This is a genomic window from Chryseobacterium sp. HNCC26DJ239 (assembly GCF_057180445.1).
Genome location: NZ_JBXUGJ010000001.1, coordinates 316450 through 329340, shown reverse-complemented (window position 1 = coordinate 329340; position 12891 = coordinate 316450). Strand labels below are relative to the sequence as shown.

General features: G+C 34.5%; 9 protein-coding genes. All 9 read left to right on the top strand.

The window, feature by feature from the left end; translation table 11 throughout:
* Positions 1 to 7 precede the first annotated feature (7 nt).
* Complete coding sequence (locus tag AC2A1D_RS01575; RefSeq protein WP_484041914.1) at positions 8 to 1093, top strand: glycosyltransferase; 1086 nt, start codon at positions 8 to 10, stop codon at positions 1091 to 1093.
* Positions 1094 to 1246: 153 nt separating this feature from the next.
* Positions 1247 to 1600, top strand: coding sequence for a hypothetical protein (locus tag AC2A1D_RS01570; RefSeq protein ID WP_484041913.1), 354 nt, complete (start codon positions 1247 to 1249; stop codon positions 1598 to 1600).
* Positions 1601 to 1789: 189 nt separating this feature from the next.
* Positions 1790 to 3193, top strand: a complete 1404-nt coding sequence (lpdA, locus tag AC2A1D_RS01565) for a dihydrolipoyl dehydrogenase (RefSeq protein ID WP_484041912.1) — start codon at positions 1790 to 1792, stop codon at positions 3191 to 3193.
* A gap of 187 nt (positions 3194 to 3380) precedes the next feature.
* Positions 3381 to 4283, top strand: coding sequence for a proline and serine-rich protein 1 family protein (locus tag AC2A1D_RS01560; RefSeq protein WP_484041911.1), 903 nt, complete (start codon positions 3381 to 3383; stop codon positions 4281 to 4283).
* 222 nt (positions 4284 to 4505) lie between these two features.
* Entirely contained in the window at positions 4506 to 5330 is an 825-nt protein-coding gene (locus AC2A1D_RS01555) for a CvfB family protein (protein WP_484041910.1), read from the top strand.
* Between the two features lie 228 nt (positions 5331 to 5558).
* The gene (locus AC2A1D_RS01550; RefSeq protein WP_484041909.1) at positions 5559 to 6083 is read left to right on the top strand and encodes a TetR/AcrR family transcriptional regulator; all 525 of its coding nucleotides are present in this window, start codon (positions 5559 to 5561) and stop codon (positions 6081 to 6083) included.
* A gap of 93 nt (positions 6084 to 6176) precedes the next feature.
* A complete protein-coding gene (locus AC2A1D_RS01545; RefSeq protein ID WP_484041908.1) occupies positions 6177 to 7529 on the top strand; it encodes a TolC family protein in 1353 nt (450 codons plus the stop codon).
* A 4-nt stretch (positions 7530 to 7533) separates the two neighbouring features.
* A complete protein-coding gene (locus AC2A1D_RS01540) occupies positions 7534 to 8595 on the top strand; it encodes an efflux RND transporter periplasmic adaptor subunit (protein ID WP_484041907.1) in 1062 nt (353 codons plus the stop codon).
* Positions 8596 to 8602: 7 nt separating this feature from the next.
* On the top strand, positions 8603 to 11794 hold the full coding sequence (locus AC2A1D_RS01535; protein WP_484041906.1) for an efflux RND transporter permease subunit: 3192 nt from the start codon (positions 8603 to 8605) through the stop codon (positions 11792 to 11794).
* Positions 11795 to 12891 lie beyond the last annotated feature (1097 nt).

Genomic DNA, 12891 nt, shown 5'->3' with positions numbered 1-12891 from the left:
TTTTATTATGAACAAGAAAATTTCTGTCATATTTATTCTGCCGGATTTGGAAACCGGAGGTGCAGAAAGAATCGTTACCACCATTGCAAATCATCTCTCTAGAGATCGTTTTGAACCTAAGATTTTGCTTCTTCGTAAACAAGGTGGCTACTTAAATATCCTCAGAAAAGATGTAGAAATTATCGATATTGATACCGAAAGAATCAGACATTCGCTTAAACCTATTTTAAAAGAAATTTATAAGCGAAAACCAGACATCGTTTTTTCGGGATTTGGTGAAGTAAATGCGTATTTATCGTTGTTTATAAAGCTTTTTCCTTCTACAAAATTTATAGCAAGAGAAACCAATGTTGTTTCCCAACACGTTACCCGAAAAGAAATCAAATTTTTCTACCATTTTTACAATAATTATCAACAGATTATTGCGCAAAGCGATGATATGCAAAGGGATTTAATCCAAAGTTTCGGGATTAAAAAAGAGAAAATTATAAAAATTAACAATCCTGTAGATTTTGATTTTATTGAAGCTAAACTACATACCGCTCACAAACCCGAAAGTTTTAAACTGAATTACAAAAACGTAGTCGCAATTGGTAATCTTTCTGCCAGAAAAGGGTTCGATAACCTTTTGAAAGTCTTTTCGAGGCTTAAAAATGAAAAAATTATACTCCATATTTTAGGAGACGGTAAAGACAGAGAAATGCTTCACCAAATGAAGGATTTTCTTGGTTTGCATAACGTCGTTTTTCATGGAAGACAAGAGAATCCGTATCAGTTTTTAAAGTTTGCAGACCTTTTTATTTTGTCGTCACGTTACGAAGGTTTTCCTAATGTTTTGCTTGAAGCCGGTGCTTGCGGAACTTATTCTTTAGCCAATAATTGTCCGGGAGGGATTAATGAAATTATTCAGCATAACACCAATGGTGAGATTGCCGATATCGAAAATTACGAAGATTTTTCTCAAAAAATACTTACGCTTATCCATAGAGATTACAACGCAGAATCTATTAAAAACTCCATAAAATCTAGATTTTCTAAAGAAATAATTTTGGATACTTATGAAAGAGTTTTGTTGGATGTAATGAAAAAATAGATCGGTGAAAATTATATTGAAACTCTTATCGTTGTCTGTATTTTCGGTAGGTTTCTTTCTTCTTAAGTTTGATTGGATAAGTGACGGAATTCTTATCCCTTGATTTTTTATATTTCCTTACTTTTGAAACTTTAAAATTCAAACAAAAAAATCATGAAAAAACTTCCAAAATTAGGTTGTGCTTGCGAAAAACACGATTTAGTGGAGTCAGAATATAGAACTTCAATTGTTGGAACAGATTCTACCGATGGTAGAAATGCTGAAGTAAGCATTATCCAATGTAGATTGTGCCAAAGAATCTGGCTTAAATATTCTGTTGAAAATTCAAATTCAACCGAACAAAATAGATGGTTCAAAGGAATAATTGCCAAGAAAGAAGTTGCAGAAATGAAGCCCGAAAATGCCGTAGAATATTTGGAAAATCTTCCGTGGTATGTTTGTGGAGGAGAATTTTTTGGGGATAAGGAAGTTTTTGGAGAAGGAAACTTGAATCTTGATTTACATTAGTTGGAAGCCCGAAGCAAGGCGCAGGAAGATTTAGCCTAATAAAATGCATTCTCAATAACGTAAACTTCCATCATCCAACTTCTATCTTCTCGCTTAATAAAAACTTGACAAAACTCACTTTCCCGAATGCCAATTAATCTGTAAATTTGTAAGAATTAATCTTCAGATAATAATAAATAACAATATACAATGAGTCAATTCGATGTTACCGTAATCGGTTCCGGTCCTGGAGGGTATGTAGCGGCTATTCGTGCAGCACAGCTAGGTTTCAAAACAGCAATTATTGAAAAATATTCTACTTTAGGCGGAACTTGTCTTAACGTAGGATGTATTCCTTCAAAAGCGCTTTTAGACAGTTCTGAACATTTCGAAAACGCAAAACATAATTTCGAAAACCATGGGATTATCATCAACGAGCCACAAGCGGATATTGCTAGAATGGTTGCCAGAAAAAATGAAGTAGTAGACCAAACTACTAAAGGTATTCAGTTTTTGATGGACAAAAACAAAATCACTGTTTTTGAAGGTGTTGGTAGCTTCGAATCTGCAACTCAGATTAAAGTAACAAAAAACGATGGTTCTACAGAACTTATCGATTCTAAATATACTATTATTGCAACTGGTTCTAAACCATCTTCTTTGCCTTTCATTACTTTAGATAAAGAAAGAGTAATTACTTCTACTGAAGCTTTAAATTTAAAAGAAATTCCTAAGCATTTAGTAGTAATTGGAGGGGGTGTAATTGGGCTAGAATTAGGTTCAGTTTATCTAAGATTAGGAGCTCAAGTTACTGTTGTTGAGTTTATGGATAAAATTATCCCTACAATGGATGGCGCTCTAAGCAAAGAGCTTCAAAAAGTTCTTAAAAAGCAAGGGATGAAGTTCATGCTTTCTACAGCTGTTTCTGCAGTGGAAAGAAACGGAGATTCTGTAAAAATCACAGCTAAAGATAAAAAAGGAGAAGAAGTAGTTGTTGAAGGAGATTACTGTCTAGTTTCTGTCGGAAGAAGACCTTATACAGATGGTCTTGGTCTTGAAAAAGCAGGAGTAGAATTAGACGAAAGAGGAAGAATTAAAACTAACGACCACCTACAAACCAATGTTGCAAACATTTATGCAATTGGTGATGTAATTAAAGGCGCAATGTTGGCTCACAAAGCTGAAGAAGAAGGAGTTTTCGTTGCTGAAACTTTAGCAGGGCAAAAACCACACATCAATTATAACTTAATTCCTGGTGTTGTGTACACTTGGCCAGAAGTTGCAGGTGTTGGTAAAACTGAAGAGCAATTGAAAGAAGAAGGTGTTGCTTACAAAGTAGGAACTTTCCCAATGAGAGCTTTAGGAAGAAGCCGTGCAAGTGGGGATATCGATGGTTTGGTGAAAATTATTGCAGACGAAAAAACCGATGAGGTTTTAGGTTTCCACATGATAGGAGCGAGAGCGGCAGATTTGGTTGCTGAAGGGGTTATTGCTATGGAATTCCGTGCAAGTGCAGAAGATATCGCAAGAAGTTCTCACGCTCACCCAACGTATGCAGAAGCGATTAAAGAAGCTGCTTTGGATGCTACAGGGAAAAGAGCACTTCACGTGTAATAAAAAGTAGAAAAACCAAATATTGGTATTTTATAAAAGAGAAGTTTCGGCTTCTCTTTTTTTTGTTTAAAAATCACTTTGATTCGTAATTTTAATGTAAGTTAAATGGATTAAATTTTATTTTTAATTTTGATAAAATCCCCTATTTATGGCATGAAAATAGAGGTTCATAAATAAAATTTTTGTTATGAAAAATATATTTATTGGTTTGATGCTTTTCGGTAGTATTGCTTCTTTTGCACAAGAAGCAGGAAAAGCAGGAGAGCTTCTGAAAAATGAAGCTTCAAAAAGTGAAATGGAATCTGCAAATGTAAAAAAACAAAATTCAGATAGAAATGGGGCTGGAAATAATTCTTGGGGATTTAGAAATCCGAATGGTCAAAACAATCAGAACAGTCAAAATAATCAAAGGAGAAGACCTGGAACTCCGAACTATCAATGGAATCAAAACTATGGATATTCTGAAGTTTTTCTGAGAATTCCGGAACAAGGATATTTTAGTGTTGAACTTGCAGATCAAGTGATTTCAAATAATTCTGGAAGATATAGATTTTTTGATTTGCCTTCAGGAAGAATTCCTATCTCTATTTACAATAATGGTTTTTTGATGTATAAAACCACATTAAATGTGAGAAATAACAGCAGATTGGTATTAGATTTTTTCAGCAATGAAGGCTTGTATCTTTTAGATTCATATCCAATTCAAAATGGTTATTACGGTTTTGATAATTGGAACGATGTGTGGAATAATCCTTACGGAAACGGAGGCTCAATGGGAAATGGTTACATAAATTATCCCAACGTAATGGATCCTCAAACTTTTACACAGTTTTTGGCTCAGATGAAAAATGAAGCGTGGTTCGATGATAAGAAAATTACTTTTATTGCTCAACAAGCTCGTCATGCCATGTTTACTTCAGACCAAATCAGTATAATGGTGAAAGATTTAAGTTTTGATAAAAATCGACTTACTTTAGCGAAAACTTTATTCTCAAGATGTGTAGACAAGCAAAAATACTTTGTCGTGGGTGAAGCTTTTGATTTTGAAAGTACCAAAAGACAATTGAGAGAGTTTGTAGCCAATTCTTAATATAGAAAACCGTTGTTGAAGGGCAGCGGTTTTTTTATGCTTAAAATTTAATTTCAAAACTTCACAATAATTTTACAGAGTTATGAATCTGGATTTTAGTGAATTTTTTAGCTGATTATTAGTTTTGATTTAGCCTTAGCAAAGGTTTTTCAATGCTAAAATTCAACAATTCTAAAACCCTCCAACTTATTTCCTTACCTTTGTAGACTAATTTGATCATTAATGAAAATCGGAAGAACTCAAACTTTAAAAATTTCAGAAAAAAATAGTTCAGGCTGGATGTTGGTAGATGATACCGAATGGAAAGCATTTTTACCAAAAGTATTCATTCAGGAAGAGAAAGAAGTTGGAGACGAAGTAGAGGCGTTCATTTATCAAGACGATAATAAATTGAAAGCAACCACAGAAATTCCTTTGGCGGAAGTAGGTGAGTTTGCGGTAATGACTTGTGTGGAAAGCCTTCCAAGTGGAGCTTTTATGGATTGGGGAATTATTAAAGACCTTTTTATCCCATACAAACAACAGAAAACAAAAATTGTTGAAGGGAAGAGATATTTGGTTTATTTATACATTGATGATGAACATCAATTGATTACCGGTACAACGAAGTTTAAAAGAAATCCGCAATATACAGATTTGCCTTTTCAGAAAGGCGATAAAGTAGATTTAATCATGATGAATGAAAGCGAACTAGGCTGGAACGTAGTCATCAACAAAAAATATATCGGATTGATTTATGCTTCAGATGTTTTCAAAAAACTATATCCTTTATCGGAAGAAAGTGGCTACATTAAAGAAATTAGAGAAGACGGCAAAATTGATGTTTCTCTACAACCACAAGGTTTTGAAAATATCGACGAATTCAAGCAGAAAATTCTTAACAAGCTAGAAGAAAATTACGGTTTACTTTATCTTTCAGACAAATCTACACCAGAAGAAATTAAAGATGAGGTACAAATGAGTAAAAAGAACTTCAAAAAAGCAATCGGCGGTCTTTATAAAGACAAAGTAATTGATATTTTGGAAGATAAAGTTAGATTGTTGTAAAAGGTTTTTTAACAGTTTATACTATGGTCCGGGCAGAAACGATGTTTTTGCCCGTTATTTTTTTATGTAAACTGATTATTATCATTTTAATTTTTTTGTTTAACAATTTTGTCAAAACAAATGATTGATATATATTTGCACAAAATTGTTTAACAAAAATGTCAAATCAAACAAAAAAAAGACCAGACGCAAGAGCTGATAAAAGAAACTGCTAAGAAACTTTTCTTCGTGCAGGGAAGGTTTGACGCTACTACGCAGGAGATTGCAGATGAGGCAGGTGTCAATAGAACGCTTATAAATTACTACTTCAGGTCGCGTGATAATCTGTTGCAGATTATTTTTCAAGACGCTCAGAAAGTAGAAAAGCAAAAGTCGGAGCTTATTATGGATTCTGATCTTGCTTTCAAAGAAAAAATTACCAAATTCATCACTAATAGTCTTCAGACAAGTCTTAAGTACCCTTATTTAGAAACTTATATCGTTTCGCAAATTAATAAAGGGAATTGCCAAGAAAGAGAAATCTCTCAGGAACAACTTAAAAAATTCTATAAAGACATCGAAGCGGAAATGGAAGCGGGAACTATAGAAAAAATGGAACCAGTACAGTTCATTTTTAATATGATTTCCCTTCTGGTTTTTCCGAGTGCGGTAAGACCACTATTTAAAGAAAATATGATGATTGATGATAAAGAATTTGACCGTCTTATTGCCGACCGCAAAGAGATTATCCTCAACATGTTATTTAAAAAATAAAAATTCTTTAAAGTAAAACGGAAAACCAATCGTCTTTTAGGAATAAAAACTATTAGGAATATAAACAGAAAAATTAACGAAGTAATTATATTTATGAAAAGAAAAATAATATCTGCTAAAAAGCTAAGACTAGGAATAGCTGCAGCATTTATGATTTTCGGCTCTACATCTGTTTTTGCACAACAGCAGATTTCTTTGCAAGAAGCCATTAAGCAGGCGCTTCAAAACAAAGCGGAGGCTAAAAAAGCAAGTCTACAGATAAAAAAAGCGGAAGCTAAAATAGATGAAGCAAGAGCAAGTGCTTTACCACAGGTTACTGCAACGGCAGGTCTTACCTACAATCCTATTATTCAGGAGTCTTTGCTGGAGTTTGGCGGCCAAAAAATCAGAGCGCAATTGGGTCAACCTTGGAACTCTTCTGCTTCCGTACAGGTTCAGCAAGCGATTTTCGACCAAAGAGTTTTCACAGGTTTAAAAGCGGCAAAATCTACAAGAGAATTTTATATTCTTAATGCACAGCTTACCAACGAACAATTGATTGAAAATGTAGCAACCGCTTATTATCAGGTTTTCGTTCAGGAAGAAAATTTAAGAACGATAAATGAAAGCTTTACCAACACTGAAAAAGTTAGAAAAGTAATTAAAAGTTTGGTAGATAACGGTTTAGCAAAGAAAATCGATTTGGATAGAACCGATGTGCGTTTAACCAACGTAAGTTCTAGCAAACAAACCATCATCAACGGTTTAGAGCTTTCTAAAAATGCTTTGAAATTCTACATGGGAATTCCTATTGAGACAGATATTACGCTTGAACAAAAGGAAATTCAGCCAAGACCAGAATTATTAGCTTCTACTTTAGATGTTAAAAATCGTTCAGAAATTAAAGTTTTAGAGAAAAACAGAGAGCTTCTGCAGTACAACAAAAAAGCAACAGAAGCTTATTTGTATCCAACTGTAAGTTTAGTAGGAAATTATGGATGGGGCGCAACTGGTGCTAAATTTCCTTTAACCAACGGCTTGAATAACGGTGTACTTTGGAGTGACTATTCTGCGATAGGTCTTAATGTAAATATTCCAATTTTTACAGGAGGTTCTACGAAATCTAAAATTGCACAGGCACAGATGGATATTGATGATTTAGATTTGGATATCGAAAACACTGAGCTTTCCTTAAATCTTGATTATAAAAATGCAATTACCAATATGGAAAATGCTTTAATCAACATCGAAAGCATGGAAAACAACGTTACTCTTGCCGAAAAAGTGAGAGCAGATACAGAATCAAACTATCGTTACGGTTTAGCGACGCTTACTGAAGTTTTAGATGCAGATAATGCTTTAACTCAGGCAAAACAAAACCACGCCAATGCTTTATTAGACTATAAACAAGCGGAAATTAAATTAATAAAAGCTAAAGGAGAACTCAATACTTTACAAAACCCATAGGAACATGAAAAAAACTTTAATATATATCGTTGTAGCAGCTGTACTGGTTGGTTTAGCCGCTTGGAAAATTACAGACAATAAAAAGAAACAGGAAACTGAAGTAAAAGAAGTTGCAAAACAGGTTGATAAAATCAACGTAAATGTTGTAACAGCATCAAGAACAAATATCGATACAGATTATTCTGCAAATGGAACGTTTATTCCAAAACAAGAGTCTAATCAATCTTCTGAAATTTCAGGGCGTATTGTAAGCGTTTTGGTGAAAGAAGGTTCTAGAGTAGGAGCTGGACAAGTTTTAGCAACCATTAAAAGAGATGCCATCGAAGTAGATGTTACTCAGGCTCAAAATAATTTGCAAAATGCAATTATGGACAACCAACGTTATGAAAATGCTTTCAAAACAGGAGGTGTTACAAAACAACAGTTGGATAACTCAAGATTGCAATTGAAAAACGCTCAAGCTGCCGTAAGAGCACAAAGCGTAAAAATGAATGATACAAGCGTAAGAGCAGGAATTAGTGGTACTATCAACAAAAAAATGGTAGAACCGGGAATGGTAGTTGCTCCGGGAACGGCTCTTTTCGAAATTGTAAACATTAATTCTTTAAAACTTTCAGTTTTGGTAGACGAAAGCCAGGTTGGAAAAATTTCTCTTGGACAGGAAGTTGCCATTAACGTAAACGTTTTACCAGACGAATCTTTCAGCGGAAGAATTACCTTCATTGCTCCTAAAAGTGATGCTAATCTAAATTTCCCAGTAGAAATTGAGGTTCAAAACAGAGGAAACCTAAAAGCAGGGATGTATGCAACAGCAATTTTCAAAACCAATCATGGTGCTGAAACTCAAAATATGCTTACCGTACCTGCAGAAGCTTTCGTAAACGGAGTAAGTTCTGGGCAATTGTTTATCGTAAGTAACGGTACTGCAAAATTAATTAAAGTACAAACTGGAAAAGTTTACGGAGATAAAGTTCAAATCCTTAGCGGATTAAACGGTGGTGAGCAAGTAATTACCAGTGGACAAATTAACCTAGACAACGGTTCAAAAATCAACATCGTAAAGTAAGCAGAAGATGAAGTTAGCAGAAATATCCATTAAAAGACCATCGCTGGTAATCGTACTCTTTACGATTCTTACGCTGGGTGGTTTATTAAGCTACTCCATGATGGGGTACGAGTTGATTCCTAAGTTTGAAACCAACATGGTAACCATTTCTACGGTATATCCGGGAGCTTCGCCAAGTGAGGTAGAAACTTCGGTAACCCGAAAGATTGAAGACGCCGTTGGTGCTTTGGAAAACGTAAAAAAAGTAGAATCTTCTTCTTACGAAAGTTTATCTGTAATCATGGTTCAGTTGAATCCTGGAGCGGATGTAAACTATGCATTGAATGATGCTCAAAGAAAGGTAAATGCAATTTTAGCAGACCTTCCGGAAGATGCAGATGCACCTTCTTTACAGAAATTCTCTTTGGATGATTTACCTATCATGACTTTGAGTATTTCGAGTGATAAACTGAATAATAAAGAGCTTTATGACCTTTTAGATAAAAAAATTGAACCCGTATTTTCTCGTGTAAACGGGGTGGCTCAAGTAGATTTAGTTGGAGGTCAGGAAAGAGAAATTCAGGTAAATTTAGATGAAAAGAAAATGCAGGGATATGGGCTTTCTATTGCCAATGTTCAGCAGGCGATTTTGTCTTCCAACTTAGATTTTCCTACAGGAGCTTTAAAAACGAGAACGTCTAGGTCTACCATTAGACTTTCTGGAAAATATAAAAATGTAGAAGAGATGAACAATCTTGTGGTTTCTAATACCAACGGAGCACAAGTACGTTTGTCTGATATTGCTACAGTTTTCGATACTCAAAAAGATGTAGAGAAAGTAGCGAGATACAACCAGTTGCCAACAATTTTACTTCAGGTAAAAAAGCAGTCTGATGCGAACGCTGTTTCGGTTTCAGAATTGATAAAGAAAACAATTGGTGAGGTAGAAAAAAATTATGCAGTTCAAGCGCTTGAAGTAAATATTGTGGATGATACTACAGACTTTACTCTAGAAGCAGCAGATCACGTAATCTTCGATTTATTCTTGGCGATTATTCTTGTGGCGGTGGTAATGTTATTATTCCTTCACAATATCAGAAACGCATTTATTGTAATGGTTTCTATCCCGATGTCTTTGATTGCGACGGTAATTGGAATGTATTTAATGGGGTACACCCTCAACTTGATGAGTTTATTAGGACTTTCGCTAGTTGTAGGTATTCTTGTGGATGATGCAATTGTAGTTTTGGAAAACGTGTACCGTCACATGGAGATGGGGAAAAGCAGAATTCGTGCAGCTTATGATGGTGCTTCAGAAATTGGCTTTACGGTAACAGCGATTACGATGGTAATTGTGGTGGTATTCTTGCCGATTGCGATGAGTTCTGGTTTGGTATCAAACATTTTGGCTCAGTTCTGTGTAACGGTAGTAATTGCTACCTTGTTATCATTATTGGCTTCATTTACCATTATTCCTTGGTTGTCTTCAAGATTCGGAAAACTGGTACATCTTACAGGTAAAAATCCTTTCGAGAAATTTATTCTTTGGTTTGAAAAGCAGTTGGATAAATTCACACACTGGATTAGCGGAATTCTTGAATGGTGTCTGAAAACAACCCTTAGAAGAGTATTAACAGTAGTGTTTACATTCATTGTACTTATCGTTACAACTATCGGATTAATGGGAGGTGGTTACATCGGAGGAGAATTCTTCCCGAAGATGGATAGAGGTCAGTTCCTTGTTCAGATGGAGTTGCCAAAAGACGCTTCTGTTGAAAAAACCAACCAAGTTACTCTAGAAGTTGAAAAATTCTTAAGAAACGACAAAGATGTTGTAAATATGATTACGACGGTTGGTCAACAATCTTCTGGTTTCGGAGGAGCTCAAGCTACTTTGTATCAATCAGAAATTCAGGTAATCTTAACGGATAAATCTGAACGTACAGAAAGTACAGATATTAAATCAGCTAAAATTAAAAGAGCGTTAGAAGAAAAATTCACAGGCGTTGAATTCAAAACGGCACCAATCGGTTTGATGGGAGCAGATAATGCACCAATCGAATTGGTAGTAACTGCACAAGATAACGCAACTGCAAATAAAGAAGCGAACAGAATTTTAGAATTGCTTAAAAAAGTTCCGGGAGCAGTAGACGCAGAATTGTCAACAGATTCAGGGAATCCGGAAGTTCAGGTAAATATCGACAGAGATAAAATGGCTTCTCTGGGATTGAATCTTTCAAGTGTAGGACAAACGATGCAGACTGCATTCAGTGGAAACACAGACGGAAAATTCAGGGCAGGAGAGTACGAGTACGATATCAACATTCGTTTCGGAGATGCCAACAGACAATCTATTGAAGATGTAAGAAACTTGATGTTTACAAATCCTCAAGGAGAGCAAATTAGACTAAGTCAGTTTGCAGATGTTAAAATGGGTTCTGGTCCAAGTTTGCTAGAACGTAGAGATAAAGCTCCTTCTGTAAAGGTAAAATCTAAAGTAGTAGGTCGTCCTGTAGGAGATGTTGCTAATGAATGGGCGGCAATGTTTATGGAAAACGAAAAAACAAAACCTGCCGGAGTAAGCTACATTTGGAGTGGTGATATGGAGAACCAAACCGAAGGTTTCGGCACATTAGGAATTGCTTTAGCAGCAGCTATCGTATTGGTTTATCTGGTAATGGTATCATTGTACGACTCTTTTGTATATCCTTTTGTGGTATTGTTCTCAATTCCTTTGGCTTTAATTGGTGTAATGTTGATTCTTGCCATTACAGGAAATTCATTAAACATCTTTACGATGTTGGGGATGATTATGTTGATTGGTTTGGTGGCGAAAAACGCGATTATGATTGTCGATTTTGCCAACATGAGAAAAGCAGAAGGAGCAAGTACATATGATGCTTTAATTCAGGCAAACCATGCACGTCTTCGTCCGATCTTGATGACGACTATTGCGATGATCTTCGGGATGATTCCAATTGCGATAGCAAAAGGAGCAGGAGCGGAGATGAACAACGGTTTGGCGTGGGTAATTATCGGTGGTCTTACATCGTCATTATTCCTTACCTTGATTATTGTACCAGTAGTGTACTCTTTATTCGACTCTGTTCTAAGAAGAATGGGTAAGAATGAAACAATAGATTATGATGCTGAAATGAAAGCTGATTATAAAAAAAGAGAGCTAAGTGAAGATGGGTTTACCCCAAAACACGTAGATTAATTAATATAACAACCTTACATTAACCTTGTAAACCGTATCAGAAATGATGCGGTTTTTTGTTTAAATATTTTAAATAATACAATATATAAAACAAGTATTTTTTTTAATAAATAAAATGTGATAGCTTTTAAACAAAACAATTATCTCTAAGATATTTAATGTATACAATTGCTATAATTTTAAATTTTTCTCAGATAATACATATTACCTTAGTGCTAAGAACTGCCTGAATTCGTTAAAATAAGTAGTTTGAGGACACTCAAGTGTAAAAATGAGGGTAAACAAGGGTTTCTAAATGATTGTATTATTGGGGTTGTTGCTAATTTTGTCCACTATCAAAAAAATAACCTGCGAAGGTAATTTTAAGAAAGTGCAAAACATCAAAGCGTAATATTAATTGATTAAAATAGAATATAATGAGCTAGAACAATCAAAAAAAATATAAAAACAAAATGATGAGAAAAAAACAAGTGCCTCTAATAAAATCTATTATTAGTTGTTTCGTACTGTGCGTCTCTTTTTCATATACGCAAATTGTAAAAACAAACGTTTTTGCATTAAGAAAAATACAAGATTTCAAAACGAAGATTAGAACTTTCCTCGTTTCCAAAATTTCTTCAAAACCAAAAACAGCTTCCGTTGCCATTTCAAGCTTTCATAGAATCTTGGTATTTAGGCTGTGATTATTTTTGTCTTTTCCGAGCCCTACTTTTTATTTCAAAGAGCATGAGAAAACATCGAGAAAGCAAAAAAAAGATTTTTAGAAATCAGATGTATGATATGTGTTTTACCCTCTTAAATTGAGACTCAAGATGTTGAATTTTGAGTGGAATTGTGAAGACGCTTTAGGAAATTTTGATAGTTCATTGCTAAAGCGTCTAGCAATTTTAAACCTAAAATGCTGCTTTTTTCATTTCTATTTATCGGCTATTTAATTGCATTTCAGATCTGTTACTATCTTTTTGCTGCGGTTTTCATACATCTTTGCTGAAGAAATAAGTCCTAATTCTGTCATTATTTCTGTTTGAATTTTAATAAAAAAATCTAAATATTAAAATTATTTTATTCCAATAGAATAATGATTTTCTCAAATTATG